Source organism: [Mycobacterium] fortunisiensis (assembly GCF_019050325.1).
GTDB classification, from domain to species: Bacteria; Actinomycetota; Actinomycetes; order Mycobacteriales; family Mycobacteriaceae; genus Mycobacterium; species Mycobacterium fortunisiensis.
Map to the genome: position 1 here is coordinate 566197 of NZ_VOMB01000016.1, position 17108 is coordinate 583304.

15 protein-coding genes are annotated in these 17108 nt (G+C 67.9%); 7 read left to right on the forward strand and 8 right to left on the reverse strand.

Annotation, left to right across the window (positions count from 1 at the left end; genetic code table 11):
- The first annotated feature begins 2 nt into the window (after positions 1–2).
- Genes FR943_RS13085 through FR943_RS13095 form a run of 3 tightly spaced genes read left to right on the forward strand, consistent with a single transcriptional unit; the run spans position 3 to position 4595 of the window.
- Positions 3–1670, forward strand: a complete 1668-nt coding sequence (locus FR943_RS13085; protein WP_217157672.1) for an ABC transporter substrate-binding protein — start codon at positions 3–5, stop codon at positions 1668–1670.
- Between the two features lie 29 nt (positions 1671–1699).
- The gene (locus FR943_RS13090) at positions 1700–2206 is read left to right on the forward strand and encodes an adenine phosphoribosyltransferase (protein ID WP_372448139.1); all 507 of its coding nucleotides are present in this window, start codon (positions 1700–1702) and stop codon (positions 2204–2206) included.
- A gap of 40 nt (positions 2207–2246) precedes the next feature.
- Positions 2247–4595: a RelA/SpoT family protein gene (locus FR943_RS13095; protein WP_217157687.1), complete on the forward strand. Its 2349-nt coding sequence runs from the start codon at positions 2247–2249 to the stop codon at positions 4593–4595.
- Positions 4596–4657: 62 nt separating this feature from the next.
- Here the strand turns inward: FR943_RS13095 and FR943_RS13100 are convergent, their stop codons facing one another.
- Positions 4658–5632: a peptidylprolyl isomerase gene (locus FR943_RS13100; RefSeq protein WP_246584975.1), complete on the reverse strand. Its 975-nt coding sequence runs from the start codon at positions 5630–5632 to the stop codon at positions 4658–4660.
- Positions 5633–5642: 10 nt separating this feature from the next.
- The gene (locus tag FR943_RS13105; RefSeq protein ID WP_217157690.1) at positions 5643–6518 is read right to left on the reverse strand and encodes a peptidylprolyl isomerase; all 876 of its coding nucleotides are present in this window, start codon (positions 6516–6518) and stop codon (positions 5643–5645) included.
- A 121-nt stretch (positions 6519–6639) separates the two neighbouring features.
- Between FR943_RS13105 and FR943_RS13110 the strand changes: the two genes are divergently transcribed.
- On the forward strand, positions 6640–7401 hold the full coding sequence (locus FR943_RS13110; protein ID WP_217157692.1) for an MBL fold metallo-hydrolase: 762 nt from the start codon (positions 6640–6642) through the stop codon (positions 7399–7401).
- Positions 7398–8663: a histidine--tRNA ligase gene (gene hisS, locus FR943_RS13115; RefSeq protein WP_217157695.1), complete on the forward strand. Its 1266-nt coding sequence runs from the start codon at positions 7398–7400 to the stop codon at positions 8661–8663. The genes FR943_RS13110 and hisS overlap by 4 nt, the downstream gene beginning before the upstream one ends.
- Before the next feature lie 172 nt (positions 8664–8835).
- On the opposite strand, the gene urtE is transcribed toward hisS, so the two are convergent.
- From urtE to urtA, 5 genes are read right to left on the reverse strand one after another with little or no spacing between them, the layout of a single operon-like run.
- A complete protein-coding gene (urtE, locus tag FR943_RS13120; protein WP_217157698.1) occupies positions 8836–9528 on the reverse strand; it encodes an urea ABC transporter ATP-binding subunit UrtE in 693 nt (230 codons plus the stop codon).
- On the reverse strand, positions 9528–10283 hold the full coding sequence (gene urtD, locus FR943_RS13125; protein WP_217158221.1) for an urea ABC transporter ATP-binding protein UrtD: 756 nt from the start codon (positions 10281–10283) through the stop codon (positions 9528–9530). The genes urtE and urtD overlap by 1 nt, the downstream gene beginning before the upstream one ends.
- Positions 10284–10318: 35 nt before the next feature.
- Positions 10319–11461 carry an urea ABC transporter permease subunit UrtC gene (urtC, locus tag FR943_RS13130; protein ID WP_217157700.1) on the reverse strand — a complete coding sequence of 381 codons (1143 nt, stop codon included), beginning with the start codon at positions 11459–11461 and terminating at the stop codon, positions 10319–10321.
- A complete protein-coding gene (gene urtB / locus FR943_RS13135; protein WP_217157703.1) occupies positions 11458–12342 on the reverse strand; it encodes an urea ABC transporter permease subunit UrtB in 885 nt (294 codons plus the stop codon). The genes urtC and urtB overlap by 4 nt, the downstream gene beginning before the upstream one ends.
- A gap of 7 nt (positions 12343–12349) precedes the next feature.
- Positions 12350–13618: an urea ABC transporter substrate-binding protein gene (gene urtA, locus FR943_RS13140; RefSeq protein ID WP_217157706.1), complete on the reverse strand. Its 1269-nt coding sequence runs from the start codon at positions 13616–13618 to the stop codon at positions 12350–12352.
- A gap of 235 nt (positions 13619–13853) precedes the next feature.
- Between urtA and FR943_RS13145 the strand changes: the two genes are divergently transcribed.
- Positions 13854–14297: an Rv2576c family protein gene (locus FR943_RS13145; RefSeq protein ID WP_504970601.1), complete on the forward strand. Its 444-nt coding sequence runs from the start codon at positions 13854–13856 to the stop codon at positions 14295–14297.
- Positions 14298–14346: 49 nt separating this feature from the next.
- Here the strand turns inward: FR943_RS13145 and FR943_RS13150 are convergent, their stop codons facing one another.
- On the reverse strand, positions 14347–15786 hold the full coding sequence (locus FR943_RS13150) for a hypothetical protein (RefSeq protein WP_217157709.1): 1440 nt from the start codon (positions 15784–15786) through the stop codon (positions 14347–14349).
- A gap of 145 nt (positions 15787–15931) precedes the next feature.
- Here FR943_RS13150 and FR943_RS13155 point away from each other — a divergent pair, with 145 nt between their 5' ends.
- Complete coding sequence (locus FR943_RS13155; protein WP_217157711.1) at positions 15932–17098, forward strand: hypothetical protein; 1167 nt, start codon at positions 15932–15934, stop codon at positions 17096–17098.
- Positions 17099–17108 lie beyond the last annotated feature (10 nt).

Consider the following 17108-nt stretch of genomic DNA (forward strand, 5'->3'; position numbering starts at 1 on the left):
CGATGGTTCAGTGGCGGGCCGTCGCCCGAGCCCGGACAGCGGTGTCCGTGGCGACGCTGTCGGTGGTGGCCGCCGCGGGTTTGGCGGCATGCGGGGACAGTTCGGCCGACGCGATCGACTACGCCGTCGACGGCACCCTGACCACCTACAACACCAACACCGTGGCCGGCGCGGCCTCGGCCGGGCCGCAGGCGTTCGCCCGGACGCTGACCGGCTTCGCCTACCACGGCCCAGAAGGCCAGGTGGTCGCCGACAACGACTTCGGCTCGGTGGCCGTGGTGGGCCGGGCGCCGCTGATCCTCGACTACGTGATCAGCGACAAGGCCGTCTATTCCGACGGTAAACCGATCACCTGTGACGACCTGGTGCTGGCCTGGGGAGCCCAGTCCGGCCGGTTCGCCGGGTTCGACGCCGCCACCCAGGCGGGGTATCGCGACATCGGCTCGGTGGAATGTGCGCCCGGTCAGAAACGGGCCCGGGTGTCGTTCGCCCAGGACCGCGGATTCGTCGACTACGGTCACCTGTTCGCCGCGACCTCACTGATGCCGGCCCACGTCATCGCCGATGAACTCGAGCTACCCGACGGCGGCGTGGCCACCGCCCTGCAAAACGCCGATCTGCCCACGATCGGCCGGATCGCCGCCGCGTGGAACACGATCTGGGACCTCAAACCGGATCTCGATCTCAAGCGGTTCCCCTCCTCGGGGCCGTATCGGATCGACTCGGTGTCCGACGACGGCGTGGTGGTGCTCGTCGCCAACGACAGGTGGTGGGGCACGCCGCCGGTCACCAAACGTGTCGCGGTGTGGCCGCGCGGGGCCGATATCCAGGAGCGGGTCAACGAGGGGGCTTTCGATGTGGTCGACATCGCCTCCGGATCGTCGGGCCTGCTGAACCTGCCCGAGGACTACATCAGCATGGACAGTCCATCGGCCGGCATCGAGCAGTTGATCTTCGCCCCGGGCGGTCCGTTGGCGGCGCCGGATGCGCGCCGCGCCGTGGCGCTGTGCACGCCGCGTGACGTGATCGCGCGCAATGCTGCCGCGCCGATCGCCAACTCCCGGCTCAGCCCGGTTGCCGACGATGCGTTCAGCGCGGCCGAGAACGCCGGCGAGGGCGGGCGCTACGGCGTGGCCGTGCCCGACGCGGCGCGTGCCGCCATCAAGAACCGGCCGCTGACCGTGCGCATCGGCTACCAGACACCCAATGCCAGGCTGGCGGCCATCGTCGGGGCGATCGCCAAGACGTGCGCCGCGGCCGGGATCACCGTGCAGGACGCGGGTTCGGAGACGGCCGGACCGGTGGCATTGCGCAACAACGAGTTCGACGCGCTGCTGGCCAGTACCGGTGGCGCGGCCGGCAGCGGTTCCTCGGGTTCCTCGGCGATCGACGCCTATGCCTTCCACGCCCACAACGGCAACAACCTGCCCGCGTACGCCAATGAGCGGATCGACGGCATCATCGACGCGCAGGCCGTGACGTCGGACCCCAAGGAACTGGCCCGGCTGGCCGGGGAAGGGTCACCGATCCTCTGGGGCGACATGCCGACCCTTCCGCTCTACCGGCAGCAGCGCACCGTGCTGACCTCGACGAAGATGTATGCGGTGAGCAGTAATCCGACGCGCTGGGGCGCAGGCTGGAACATGGACCGCTGGAAGTTGTCCACGTGAGCGGGCCTGCGGCCCCCGACGTCTCCCAGCTGATCAAGAACCTGATCCGGGAGGTTCCCGACTTTCCCGAACCCGGTGTTCAGTTCAAGGACATGACGCCGCTGCTGGCCGACGCCAGGGGGCTGAGGGCGGTGACCGACGCGCTGGCCGCCACCGCGGCCGAGGCTGACCTGGTCGCCGGTCTGGATGCGCGGGGCTTCCTGCTGGGCGCCGCGGTGGCGACCCGTCTGGGCACCGGTGTGCTGGCGGTGCGCAAGGGCGGGAAACTGCCGCCGCCGGTGCACAGTGCGACATATCAGCTCGAATACGGCACCGCGACGCTGGAGATCCCGGCCGACGGAATTGACATCACCGGGCTCAACGTTGTGATCATCGACGATGTCCTCGCCACCGGCGGGACGCTGGCCGCGGCCAAGCGACTGCTGGAGGCCAGTGGCGCCACCGTGCTGGGCGCGGCCGTCGTGCTGGAATTGCCGGTGCTCGGCGGACGGGCCGCCGTCGCACCGATGCGGGTCAGCAGCCTGCACACGGTGTGAGGGATATCCTCGGAGTCTGAGCGAACTGCGGGAGGTGACGATGGCCGGCGATACGGACACCGGCAAGGGCGCCGGCCAGGCGGTTCAGTCGCCTCCGCCGTCGGCCTCCGCCGCGCCGGATGCCGCCAAGACCAGCGCGTCGCGTCGGGTACGGGCCCGCCTGGCCCGGCGGATGACCGCGCAGCGCAGCGCGCTCAACCCGGTCCTCGAACCGCTCGTCGCGGTGCACCGGGAGATCTACCCGAAGGCCGACCTGCAATTGCTGCAGCGTGCCTACGATGTCGCCGAGCAGCGTCATTCCGATCAGCTGCGCAAGTCCGGTGATCCCTACATCACCCACCCGCTGGCGGTGGCCAACATCCTGGCCGAGCTCGGGATGGACACCACCACGCTGGTGGCCGCCCTGCTGCACGACACCGTGGAGGACACCGGTTACACCCTGGAGGCGCTGACCGCCGAGTTCGGCGCCGAGGTGGGACACCTCGTCGACGGGGTGACCAAGCTGGACAAGGTGGTGCTCGGCTCGGCCGCCGAGGGCGAGACGATCCGCAAGATGATCATCGCGATGGCCCGCGACCCGCGGGTACTGGTGATCAAGGTGGCCGACCGGCTGCACAACATGCGCACCATGCGGTTCCTGCCGCCGGAGAAGCAGGCGCGCAAGGCCCGCGAGACGCTGGAAGTCATTGCGCCGCTGGCGCATCGGCTCGGTATGGCGACGGTCAAGTGGGAGCTCGAAGACCTGTCGTTCGCCATCCTGCACCCCAAGAAGTACGAGGAGATCGTGCGGCTGGTGGCCGACCGGGCGCCGTCGCGCGACACCTACCTGGCGAAGGTGCGCGCCGAGATCGGGGTGGCGTTGAGCGCCATGAAGATCAACGCGGTCGTCGAGGGCAGGCCCAAGCACTACTGGTCGATCTACCAGAAGATGATCGTCAAGGGCCGCGACTTCGACGACATCCACGATCTGGTGGGCGTGCGGATCCTGTGCGACGAGATCCGCGACTGCTACGCCGCCGTCGGCGTCGTGCACTCGCTGTGGCAGCCGATGGCGGGCCGGTTCAAGGATTACATCGCCCAGCCGCGCTACGGTGTCTACCAGTCGCTGCACACCACGGTCGTCGGTCCGGAGGGCAAGCCGCTGGAGGTGCAGATCCGTACCCGCGACATGCACCGCACCGCCGAGTACGGCATCGCGGCGCACTGGCGTTACAAGGAAGCCAAGGGCCGCAACGGAGTTCCGCACAGTCATGCGGCCACCGAGATCGACGACATGGCGTGGATGCGTCAGCTGCTCGACTGGCAGCGGGAGGCCGCCGATCCCGGTGAGTTCCTCGAGTCGCTGCGGTACGACCTGGCGGTCAAGGAAATCTTCGTGTTCACCCCCAAGGGTGACGTGATCAACCTGCCCACCGGCTCCACCCCGGTCGACTTCGCCTACGCGGTGCACACCGAGGTGGGGCACCGCTGTATCGGGGCTCGGGTCAACGGCCGCCTGGTAGCCCTGGAGCGCAAACTCGACAACGGCGAAGTCGTCGAAGTTTTCACCTCGAAGGCCCCCAATGCCGGGCCGTCGCGCGACTGGCAGACCTTCGTGGTGTCGCCGCGGGCGAAGGCCAAGATCCGGCAGTGGTTCGCCAAGGAACGCCGTGAAGAGGCGTTGGAGTCCGGCAAGGATGCCATTGCGCGAGAGGTCCGTCGCGGCGGACTTCCGTTGCAGCGCTTGATCAATGCCGACTCGATGGCCGCGCTGGCCCGGGAGCTGCGGTACACCGATGTGTCGGCGCTCTACACCGCGGTCGGCGAGGGGCATGTGTCGGCTCGCCATGTTGTGCAGCGCCTGCTGGCCCAGTTCGGTGGCGACGATGCGGCCGAGGACGAGCTCGCCGAACGTTCGACCCCGCTGACCATGCCGGTGCGGCAACGCAGCACCGACGACACCGGTGTCGCGGTGCCCGGCGCCCCCGGCACCCTGACCAAGCTGGCCAAGTGCTGCACCCCCGTGCCCGGCGACACCATCATGGGCTTCGTCACCCGCGGCGGTGGCGTCAGCGTGCACCGCACCGATTGCACGAATGCTGCGTCGCTGCAACAACAGTCGGAACGCATCATCGAGGTGAACTGGGCGCCGTCACCGACATCGGTGTTCCTGGTGGCGATTCAGGTCGAGGCGCTGGACCGGCACCGGTTGCTCTCCGACGTGACCCGCGTGCTGGCCGATGAGAAGGTCAACATTCTCTCGGCATCGGTCACCACATCCAACGACCGGGTGGCGATCAGCCGGTTCACGTTCGAGATGGGCGACCCCAAGCACTTGGGCCACGTGCTCAACGTGGTGCGCAATGTGGAAGGCGTCTACGACGTCTACCGCATCACCAGCGCGGCATAGCGGGTAGAGGGCCCGATCCGCGGCCGGGCCCGGGGGTCCTCGTCGTCATTCTGGGGTGAGGATCAGTCCAACCGGGCCGAGGTGATATTCACCGGTGTCTGCGGTGCTCCGTCGCTGCCCCCGCCCGCGACACCTGTGGACGCGATCGCATCGAGGGTGGCCAGCCCGGTCTTGTCGACGGTGCCGAACACCGTGTAGGTCGGAGGCAGCATCGAATCCTCGTAAACCAGGAAGAACTGGCTGCCGTTGGTGTCCGGCCCGGCGTTGGCCATCGCCAGCGTCCCACGCGGATAGCGCACCGGCATTGCCCGCCGCGGATCCGACTTCGGGAATTGATTGGCGGGGTACTCGTCGCCGAACTCGTATCCCGGCCCGCCGGTGCCCGAGCCGGTCGGGTCGCCGCACTGCAGCACCCGCAGCGCGCCTGTGGTGAGGCGGTGGCACGGGGTGTCGTCGAAGAAGCCCTGCTGGGCCAGGCTGACGAAACTGTTGACCGTGCACGGTGATTGCCCGTTGGCCAACTCCAGACCGATGTTGCCGCGATTGGTGGTGACACTGGCGGTGACGACGGCCGGTTCGGTGGGAACTCTGCCCGTGCGGGGCGGGGTGGCCGGTTTGCTCGCGGCTCCTGCAGTCGGGTACTGGCAGTCTGTGCCCAGGTCCGATGGCGGAAAGTTGGCCGGGAGTTCCTGGCCGGTGTTGGGGTTCGCCGGGGGCGAGGGTCCGGTATCGGCGCTGGGAGTGCCGTTCGTAGTGCCGATGGCTCCTTCCAGGGAGTCGATGACCGCCACGGTGAAGAATGCCGCCACCGCCACTGCCACCACGGTCAGCACCGTCAGTAGGTACCCGATCACCAGTCCCGTCACCGCCAGCCCCCGGCCCTGTTCGCCGCTGCGCTTGATCTGCGACAGCGAGATGTGACCGAAGATGATGCCCAGCGGCGCGAACAGGAATGCGCAGACCAGCGAGGCGACCGCCAATCCGTTGGTGCGGCCGGGCGGAGGCTGGTGGTTGCCGTACGGATACGGGGCGGTCAACGTCTCCCGATCAGTCCAGGGCCACGGACTTCAGTTGCACGTCGAGAGCGGGTTTGCCGTCGGCCCCGCCACCGGCCACCCCGGCCGCGGCGATCTTGTCGAGGGTGGCCAGGCCCGTTTCGTCGATCGTGCCGAACACCGTGTAGTTCGGCGGCAGTTGCGAATCCTGGTACACCAGGAAGAACTGGCTGCCGTTGGTGTTGGGCCCGGCGTTGGCCATGGCCAGGGTGCCGCGCGGGTAGCGGACCGGATCCTGCAGCGCCGGGTTGTCCGGCTGGTACTGGTTGGTCGGGTACTCGTTGGCGAACTGGTAGCCGGGGCCGCCGGTGCCGGTGCCCGTCGGGTCACCGCACTGCAGCACCGACAGACCACCGGTGGTCAACCGGTGGCACGGGGTGTCGTTGAAGTAATTCTGCCCGGCCAGGCTGGCGAAGCTGTTCACTGTGCACGGTGACTTGGCGTTGTCGAGCTGCAGCCCGATGTTGCCCTGGGTGGTGACCACGCTGACGCTGACCGTGGCCGGATCCGTGGGGACCTTGCCGGTGCGCGGCAGGGTGGCCGGCTTACTGGCCTGGCCCGCGGTCGGGTACTGGCAGTTGGCGCCGAGATCGGCGGGGGCGACGAAGGCCGGCAGCTGGCCCTCGGCGGCAGGCTGGGCCGGCGCCCCTGACGTCGCGGTGGTGGTTTCCGCCGACGCGGTGGTGCTGCCCGAGTCCTTGCTGGTGAACACGAACGTGGCCACGACAGCCGCGATGACGACCAGGGCCGCGACGGCGGTGCCCGCGATGGTCACGATGCGTCGCTTGCGTTCCTGGGCGGCGCGGCGCTCCAGCTGTTCCTGCAGCTTGCGCTTGGCCGTCTCGCGCCGTTCTTGGTTGGTCGGCACCGCAGCAGTCCTCCTTGTGAAGCGGTCGGGATTGGCAACGAGTCTGCCAGGCGAACCTGCGTGGCGGGTCTGCGACCCGCGGGAACCGCAGGTGGCGGCACGGCCGTGGGAAACTGGGGCCGTGTTCATCACCGGATTTCCGGCCGGGATGCTGGCGTGCAACTGCTATGTCCTTGCCGAGCGCCCCGGGGCCGACGCGATCATCGTCGACCCCGGTCAGCGGGCCATGGACCGGCTGCGCCGGATTCTCGACGAGAACCGCCTCACCCCGGCGGCGGTCCTGCTGACGCACGGTCATCTCGATCACATCTGGTCGGCGCAGAAGGTGGCCGACACCTACGGCTGCCCGGCCTACATCCATCCCGAGGACCGGTTCATGCTGACCGATCCGATCAAGGGATTCGGCCCGCGGCTGGCCCAGCTTGCGCTGGGGATGCTGTTCTCCGAGCCCAAACAGCTCGTCGAGCTGGACCGAGACGGCCAGACCCTCGACTTCGGCGGCGTCACCGTCACCGTCGACCACACCCCGGGCCACACCAGGGGGTCGGTGGTGTTCCGGGTCGCCGGCGGGCAGGAGCGCAGCGATCGGGGATTGAGCGCCGGCGGGCAGGAGCGCAGCGATCGGGGATTGAGCGCCGGCGGGCAGGAGCGCAGCGACCGGGGATTGAGCACAGGGACCGTGTTCACGGGAGATACGCTGTTCCAGTCCTCGGTGGGGCGCACCGACCTGCCCGGTGGCAGCGGACGTGACCTCCTCGAGTCGATTGTGACAAAGCTGTTGGTGCTCGACGACGACACCGTGGTATTACCTGGACACGGCCCGCGCACCACCATCGGGTACGAACGCCGCACCAACCCGTTTCTCGAAGGTTTGACTCTGTGACATCTGCATTCCAGGCCCCCAAGGGTGTGCCCGATTACCTCCCGCCGGAGTCGGCGCAGTTCGTCGCGGTCCGGGACGGCCTGCTGGCGTCGGCACGTCGTGCCGGTTACGGCGATATCGAGCTGCCGATCTTCGAGGACACCGCGTTGTTTGCGCGTGGGGTGGGCGAGTCCACCGATGTGGTGTCCAAGGAGATGTACACGTTCGCCGACCGCGGTGACCGCTCGGTGACGCTGCGGCCCGAGGGCACCGCCGGGGTGATCCGCGCGGTGATCCAGCACCGCCTGGACCGTGGCGCGCTGCCGGTCAAACTCTGCTATGCCGGGCCGTTCTTCCGCTACGAACGTCCGCAGGCCGGGCGCTACCGTCAGCTGCAGCAGGTCGGTGTCGAGGCCATCGGCGTCGACGACCCGGCGCTGGACGCCGAGGTGATCGCGGTTGCCGACGCCGGTTTCCGGTCGCTGGGATTGGACGGCTTCCGGCTCGAGATCACCTCGCTGGGCGATGACACCTGCCGACCGGCCTACCGGGACTTGTTGCAGGAGTTCCTGTTCAAGCTGGACCTCGACGAAGACACGCGGACCCGGGCGGCCATCAACCCGCTGCGGGTGCTCGACGACAAACGGCCCCACATCCGGGAGATGACCGCCGACGCACCGCTGATGCTCGACCACTTGTCGGACAGCGCCAAAGCCCACTTCGAGGTGGTGCAGGCGCATCTCGATGCGCTCGGCGTGCCGTACGTGATCAACCCGCGGATGGTGCGCGGGCTGGACTACTACACCAAGACCACCTTCGAGTTCGTGCACGATGGCCTCGGAGCCCAGTCCGGTATCGGCGGCGGTGGCCGCTACGACGGGTTGATGGCCCAGCTCGGCGGGCAGGACGTCTCGGGCATCGGGTTCGGGTTGGGGGTGGACCGCACGCTGTTGGCCCTGCAGGCCGAGGGCAAGACCGTGGCCGGCGCCGGCGGCGTCGAGGTGTTCGGTGTGCCGCTGGGTGAGGCCGCCAAGCTGGAGCTGGCCAAGCTCGCCGCACGGTTGCGGGCCGACGGGGTGCGGGTGGACCTCGCCTACGGGGACCGCGGTCTCAAGGGGGCGATGAAGGCAGCCGATCGCTCGGGTGCCAGGTACGCGCTGGTGGCCGGTGATCGTGACATCGAGGCCGGCACCGTCGGGCTCAAGGATCTGTCGACGGGCGAGCAGGTCGACGTCGCCGCCGATTCCGTTGTCGCCGAGGTACTTTCCCGGCTGGCTCGCTAGCACCGCGAGCGTGCGTGTCTGCCGGTGCCACGCCGCAACTTTCCGGCAGTTTGCGCACGCTCGCGCGGCGCGAGTGGCACCGTCTTCGGCCTCCACAGGCCCGCGACTCGGTGATGGTCCGCGGCGCCCCGGGGCAACCGGGGGTCAACTCAGCACGCCGTCGGCGGATGGACTAAATGGCCATGGCAGTACGGACGTCGGCCTCCGACGCCGAACCCCCGGCGCCGCTCGAGGTGATGCGGCCGGCCTCCAGGATGTAGTAGCGCTCGGCGGATTCCAGGGCGAACCCGATGTGCTGTTCGACCAGCAGCACGCCCAGGTCGCCGCGCGCGGTCAGCTCGGTGATCACCTGCTCGATCTCGGCCACCACCGACGGCTGGATGCCTTCGGTCGGCTCGTCGAGGATCAGGCACTTGGGGCTGGTGATCAACGCCCGGGCAATCGCCAGTTGCTGACGTTGCCCGCCCGAGAGCAGGCCCGCCCGCCGGTTGAGCAGTTCCTTCAAGGCCGGGAACAGATCCAGTTGCTCGTCGATCAACGCCCTGCTGTTGCGTCGGCCGTCGGCGACCACCTGAAGATTCTCGGCGGTGGTCAATTGGGCGAAGGACTGCTGGCCCTGCGGCACGTAGGCCAGGCCGCGGGCCACCCGTGCGCTGGGCCGCAGTCTGGTGATGTCTTCGCCGTCGAAAAGCACCTTGCCTCCGGTGCATTTGAGGAGGCCGACGGCGGCACGCAGCAGGGTGGTCTTGCCCGCGCCGTTGTGTCCCATCACCGCCGCCACCCCGTTCGAGGGCACCGCGACGCCGGCCCCGTGGATCACCTCGGAGCGGCCGTAACCGGTTCGGACGTCGAGCAGTTCGAGCATCAGGAAACTCCCTCCACGCCCGCCGCGGCCGTGCCGAGGTAGACCTCTTGAACCTTCGGATTGGCCTGCACCTCGGCGACCGAACCTTCGGCGATCACCTGCCCGCGGGCCAGCACCGTCACCGAGGTCGCGAACGCCCGCATGAAGTCCATGTCGTGCTCGACGACCACCACCGTGCGGGCACCGCCGATGCGCCGCAACAGGTTTCCGGTCTCCTCCCGTTCCTCATGGCTCATCCCGGCCACCGGTTCGTCGAGCAACAGCACGTCGGCGTTCTGTACCAGCAGCATGCCGATCTCCAGCCACTGCTTCTGCCCGTGCGCCAGCACCCCGGCGGGCTTGTCGGCCAAGTCCGCCAGCCCGGTGGTCTCCAGTGCCTCTTCGATGGCAGGCAGGACGCCATGCCGGCGGCGCAGCAGAGTCCAGGGGGAGCGGCCCGCGCCTGCGGCGATGTCCAGGTTCTGCAATACCGTGAGCTGTTCGAAGACACTCGCGGTCTGAAATGTGCGGCCCACACCCAACCGCGCGATCTGGTGCACCTTCTTGCCGAGCAGCTCGGTGCCGGACTTGTTCACCGAACCGGTCGCTGCGACCAATCCGGTGATGGCGTCGATCACAGTCGTCTTGCCCGCCCCGTTGGGGCCGATGAGAAAACGCAGATCACCCTGGAACAGGGTCAGGTCGACGTCGCTGACCGCCTTGAAGCCATCGAATTCGACTGTCAGACCGCGCACTTCCAGGTATTCGGTGCCCATGCCGGCGTTACCGCCGGCGACCGGCTCGGTTGCGGTCACGATGCGGCCCCCACTTTCTCGGTGTCGGGATCGGAATCCGGCGCGGCGGCAAGCGGGGATTCCGCGGATTCGGGTGCGGCGGCCGGTCGGCGCCGCCACCTGTGCAGCAGCACCCCGAGACCGGCCAGCCCGGCCGGGAAGAATCCCACCACGACGATGAACAGCAGGCCCTGGGCGTAGATCCACCCGGACGGAAACCGTTCGGAGAACAGGGTTTGTGCCCATGCCACCCCGATGGCGCCGAGTACCGGGCCGAGCAGCGTGCTGCGTCCGCCGATGGCCACCCCGATCAGAAAGGCGATCGACGGCAGGATGCCGACCTGGGACGGCGCGATGAATCCGACGATCGGCACGAACAAGGCACCGGCGATGCTGGCGAACAGCGCGGCCAGGGTGTAGGCCACCACCTTGATGTTGGCCGGGTCGTACCCGAGGAACCGGACGCGTTCCTCACCGTCTCGCACCGCCACCAGGAGTTCGCCGTAGCGGCTGTACATCAGTTGCCGGACCACCGCGACTGCGATCAGCAGGGTGGCCGCGGCGATGAAGTACACCATCCGTTTGTTGATCGGGTCGTTGAGATTGAAACCGAAGAAGGTGCGGAAGTTGGTCAGCCCGTTGCTGCCGCCCAGGCTGGTCTGGCCGACCAGCAGGATGGCCAGCGCCGCGGCCAGTGCCTGCGACAGGATGGCGAAATAGGCGCCCTTGACCCGACGTTTGAAGACGCCGAACCCCAGGACGGCGGCGATGCCCGCGGGTATCACCAGGATCGCGACCATCGCGAACGTGGGGGAGCCGAATGGCTGCCAGTAGCCTGGCAATTCGTCAACCCCGGCGATCCGCATGAAGTCGGGCACGTCGTCTCCCCGGATCTGGGCATCGGCGATCTTGAGGTGCATGCCCATCATGTAGCCGCCGAGGCCGAAGAACACGCCTTGCCCGAGGACCAGCATTCCGCCACGGCCCCAGGCCAATCCGATGCCCACGGCCACGATCGCGAAGCACAGGAACTTGCCGAGCAGTGAGAGCCGGAAGTCGGACAGCACGGCCGGCGCCACGCCAAACAGCACCACCGCGGCAGTCCCGAAGCCGATCAGCGAAAGAGCGTGGGCGCGGCAATGTTCCGCGATCGTTCTCATACCAGGCTCCTGGTCCGGACCGTGAACAGTCCCTGCGGGCGGGCCTGCAGGAAGATCACGATGATGACGAACACGATCACCTTGGCCAGCGAGGCGGTGGTGCTGTATTCGATGAACGAGTTCAGGAAGCCCAGCGCGAAGGCGGCGATCACGGTGCCCTTGATCTGGCCCAGCCCACCGACCACCACCACCAGGAAGGCATCGATCAGGAAACTCTGACCGATGGTCGGGCTCGTGGAGCCGATCAGCGTCAGCGCCACACCGGCCACCGCGGCCAGGCCCGATCCGATGAAGAACGTGGTGATGTCGGTTTTGCGCGACGAGATGCCGCTGGTCTCAGCCAGCTCCCGGTTGGCTACCACTGCCCGGATCCGGCGTCCCATCGGGCTGGTCTTGAGTACGGTGGCCAGCACCGTCACACACAGGACCGCCAAGACCAGGATGAAGATGCGGGTCTTGGGGACCACCGTGCCGAGGATCTCGACGCCACCGGAGAGCCATTGCGGGGCAATGACATTGACTGCCGGAGCACCGAAGATGTCGCGGGCCACCTGCTGCAGGATGAGGCCGACACCGAAGGTGACCAGCAGCGTGTCCAGGGGCCGGCCGTACATCCGCTGGATCAGCGTCACCTCGAGCAGCACGCCCATGGCGCCGCCGACCAGGAATCCGACCAGCAGTGAAATCAGCAGTGAGGCCCCGGCGTTGGTGATGATCTGTTGCACCACGTAGGCGGTATAGCAGCCGGCCATGATGAACTCGCCGTGCGCCATGTTGATGACGCCCATCTGGCCGAAGGTCAGTGACAGGCCGAGTGCGGCCAGCAAGAGGATTGAGCCGAGGCTCAATCCCGTCGCCGCCTGGCCGATGAGGATGTCCATCGGGTTCTCAGCCGGAAAGCCCCGCAGCCCACGGGTACGACTTCAGGTACGGGTCGGGATCGATCGGGCCCTGGGACTCCCAGATCGTGTAAATCAGTCCGTCCGGGCGGATTTCGCCGATCCGGGCGGTCTTGGTGATGTGGTGGTTCTCGCCGTCGATGGTGACCTTGCCCTCGGGCGCGTCGAAACTCACCCCGTCGGCGTTGTCCTGGATTGCCGTCACGTCGAAGGACTTGGCCTTCTCGACGGTGTTCTTCCACAGGTGGACCGACACATAGGCGGCTTCCATCGGGTCCGAGGTGGGCTTCTTGGGATCCTTGACGAAGTCCTTGTATGCGGTGACGAACGCCTTGTTCACCGGGGTGTCGATGGTCTGGTAGTAGTTCCACGCCGTCAGCTGGCCGGCGACGTTCTGCACGCCGATGCCGCCGACCTCCTCCTCGGCGATCGACACCGACACCACCGGCATCTCCTGCGGGGTCAGGCCGACGTTGCGATATTCGCGGAAGAACGCCACATTCGAGTCACCGTTGAGGGTGTTGAACACCGCGTCGGCGTTGGCGCTGCGCACCTTGTTGACGATGGTGGAGAAGTCCGTCGAGCCCAGCGGGGTGTAGTCCTCGCCCTTGATCTCGATGCCGTTCGCCTTGGCGTAGGCCTTGATGATCCGGTTGGCGGTCTGTGGGAACACGTAGTCGCTACCGACCAGGTAGAGCGAGGTGACGCCCTTCTCCTTGAGGTAGTCCAGCGCGGGAACGATCTGCTGGTTGGTGGTGGCGCCGGTGTAGAAGATGTTCTTGCTCGACTCCAGTCCCTCGTACTGCACCGGGTAGTACAGCAGGGCGTTGGCGCTCTCGAACACCGGAAGCATGGCCTTGCGGCTCGACGAGGTCCAGCCACCGAACACCGCGGCCACGCAGTCGCTGCTGATCAGCTTCTCGGCCTTCTCGGCGAACACGGTGGGCTCAGAGGCCCCGTCCTCGCCGACCAGCTCGATCTGTTTGCCCAGTACTCCGCCGTCGGCGTTGATCTCTTCGACCGCGAGCTTGATCGCGTCGCGCACGGTGACCTCGGAGATCGCCATGGTGCCTGACAGCGAGTTCAATGATCCGACTTTGATCTTCGGGCCGGAGGTGTCCACGCACGACGCCGTGTTTGCCGCGTCGGTTTCGCCCGCTCGGCTGCCGCATCCTGCCAGCAGCAAGCCGGCGGCGGCGAGCACGCTGCCGGCAGCTAGTGTCGACCGGCGCAACGGGGCACGTCCTGGAACTCGCATGGTGACCTTTCCCTTTGTTTGCAGCACTTTTCGGCCGACCACAGTCGAAGGTGCCGCACGAGACCGAGCACCCGGTGCGGGTGTCGAATCGGGACGTTAGAGCGCCGCTGTTACTGGGAAATATCTGTATGTGACAAACAAATTAACCTCGACGTAGGCCGCGGTGGTTTGCAGGTGCGCTGATGTCGCCACACTCATTCGTCGCACCTGTAACAAGCCGGTAGCCTGCTGGGATATGACGGGTATGACGAAGATGCGAAAAGCGACAACCACGGTCGGTGCGGCGCTGGTGCTGGCGGCCGCGGGGATGGCGGTCTCCAACGCAACGTCGTATGCCGATCCGGAGGGCCAGGGCCATCAGGTCAAGTACACGCTGACCTCAGGCGCGCCCTACGAGTTCGACCTCTACTACCTGACGACGCAGCCGCCGAGCAAAGACGCGTACAACGCTGATGCGTACAAGTACCTGCAGAAGGCCACGGTCAATGTCGGACCGGACGCCCCGTGGGTGTTCGAGACGACCCTGGCCGATCCGCAGTGGGCGATCTTCACCGTGGCGAGCACGACGCACGGTGGTCGGGCACAGCCCAATGCGCACTGCGAGATCGCCGTCGACGGCCAGCTGGCCGTGCAGAACGACCATCCGTACAGCCCGCGGTGCCAGCTCGGCCAGTGGTAGTTGGGCCCGCTCCGCGGGCGTGGTGATCCGGCCGGCTATGTCATCCGGGTCATCCGGTGAGTAACTCGCCGGACAGCGTGTAGACGGCGGTCCCGCCGTGGGCGTCGTGGAAGTCGACCTCGATCACGACCTCGTCCGCGCGGGCACCGCCGTCGCTGCCCCATTCGCCGATGGTGAGGGCGGCCTTGCCGCGGTCCACCGGATCGACCTCGTACCGGCGCATGGCGTCGTCGCGGGCGGCGACCACGACGGCTGGGGAGACGTCGGAAAGCCGGAACCGGGTGAATTGGCCCTCGCCGATGGGGTCCTCGGCTGACGGGAACCGACCCGCCTGCGCACGGATCCGGGAGTATCGCTCACCTCGGTAGAAGTCGACCGAGAAGTCGCCGTCGCTGCCGGTGGACAGGTCGATGTCCTTGATGTCGGCGGCATCGGCGGGTATGCCTGCCGCGGCCAGGGCGGCCTCGACCTGGCGCAGCCCGGCGGCCACGTCGTCGGGTGGCCACCACGACGCGATGGTGCCGTCGGTTTTCCCTTGCACGGTGATGCTGGGTTGGCCGAACCTGCCCTGTGCCAGGACCGGACGCTCGGCGCCGAAGATGTCGTCGTTGTTCCGGGCGATCTCCACCACGGCTGCCTCCCGGTGCTCGGGCGGCAGCATCGCCGCGGCCCCGGCGAGGAAATCGCGGACCGAGAACCCCTGCAGGTCGTCGACGGTGAACGTGTCGCGGCTGCGGGAGGCGGTCGTGGCTTCGCTGGTCGTCCAACCGTCGGCATCGCCTTCGTGGACCCGCACACGGTCGGCGCCCAGGTACACCTCGACGTCGACGTCGGTGTCACGGATGTCGAAGTCCAGCAGGGCGGTCAGCGCGTCGGGGGCTTCGGTGCGCAGGTGGGCCAACGCCTCGTCGTACCACTGCCACAGCGGCCGTGAACCGGGGTCGGCGGAGATCGCGCTCGGCGCCGCTGCCGACACACTTCGGGTCAGTGGCTTGAGATCCCAGATGCCGCTCGGCGGCAGCAGCATCGTGGCCCACATCGCGGCCAGCGCCGCCAGGGCGGCCGGGGCGTGCCCGCGCCCACCGCGGTGCTCGGTGACCGCCAGGCCGCCGGGGGGCGCGCCGAGGGCTTCCGACGGCAACTCGCCTCGGCCGTCGGTGACGAGGCCGGCGATCTGCGCGCGCGACAGCTGCGCCTGGTGGTGAAACCGGAACGGGGCATCGCCCGCGGGGCGGGCCTCGCCGGCGACGACGGTTGAGGCGATCGCCGGGTTGGCCGCCGACCGGTCGATCATGTCGACCGTGACCGGGACGAGTTCACCGGCAGCACCGGCGGTGACCGGCCGGGTCAAGGCGCCGGCGACAACCGCCATGCCCATCGCGGCGAGCGCGACCGCGAGTAGCAGAAACCAGCCGCCGGAATGGGCGCCGATCGCGACACCGGCGCCCAGGCACACGCCGCCCACTGTCGCGCGGACGATCGAATTCATGGTTTCCCGACCACCTTTCGATGGCGAGAGTTGGTCCGTCGGCGTTGCTGCGCGACCTCAGACATGGGGTAAACCATACGCACGGGCGCGGTGATCAGCGGCCGCACGGTAGTGTCCGTGGCGTGCGGCGGAACGGTGCGAGGGCATGAGTGTCGGGGCGCCGCCGGGCGAGGATCTCGCTCTGGTTTCCCGTACCGAATACCTTGAGGTGCAGGATCGCATCCGCAGGGGTGTCGGTCTGGCCCTGTTGGTCGCAGCGGTACCGCTGTTGGTCATTCTCGTTGCCGCTGGAATCGCGCCACAGGTCGTCATGCTGATCGTCGGTGCGGCCCTGTCGAGTTCGGTCGCGTTCGGCGTTGCCGGGCGGTGGACCCGGCGACGGGCTGCGGTGCGGTTGGGACTCGTCGACGGGCAGATTCTGATCGGCACCGAGGACAGCAAGGACGTGGTGCGGCCGCTGACCGATCTTGTCGACGTCGGCCTGTCCGCCGCGACGTCGCCCGAGACCCGGGTCGCGCCCGGCGATCGCGATCTGCGTGTTGCAGGTGCGCGCTATCTGCAGTTGACCTTCCGGGACGACGCCAGTTACCACGTCGCCCTGCTGGAGACGGATCCGGTGGCCGCCGAGATTCTGCGTCGGCTGGAACGCGCGGTCCCGGAGAAGCCGCGCAAGTACCAGCAGATGAAGGCCGCCGGGCAACACGGCAGTCCGCCCCCGCCGACCCCCGAGCGGGCGTTCGCCGCGGCGGAGCCGGAAGCAGTGGTGAGTGCACCGAGCGCGTCACCGGCCGCCGATGTGCGGTTGTGGGAGGCGGCCTGCGTTGTCCATCGGCGGGTACTCGCCGAATACGGCGCCTACGAGCTGGATCCTGCGCTCTACCTGCGGTATCCGGGCGTCACCGATATCACCCGCGATCACGTGATGGATTTTCATACGGCGCTGGGCGAGGCGCAGGCGCTGGCCACCGATGTCTATCCGGGCGATGCCGGGTTCGCCGGCCGCTACCGTGCGGCAGTCGACGTGTTGCGCCGCCAGTGGGCGCGGTGCGAGCGGGATGGCAAGGCGACCGGGACCAGTTATCTGGCCGACGACGACCGCGCGGACCTGGATACCGCCGCCAAGCTCTACAACCATGCCCGCGCGGCCGATCAGCCCGGGGAGAAGACGGCCTACCTGCGGAAGGTGCAGCAGATCATCGTTGATCTGGACGGTCGCGGACGGGTGCACCTGCCACGGCCGGTGATCGCCGCGATCGAATCTCAGGTTCGTCTGGCGCTCGAACCGGGGTCCGGTTCGACTCCCACGGATTGAGACGACCACT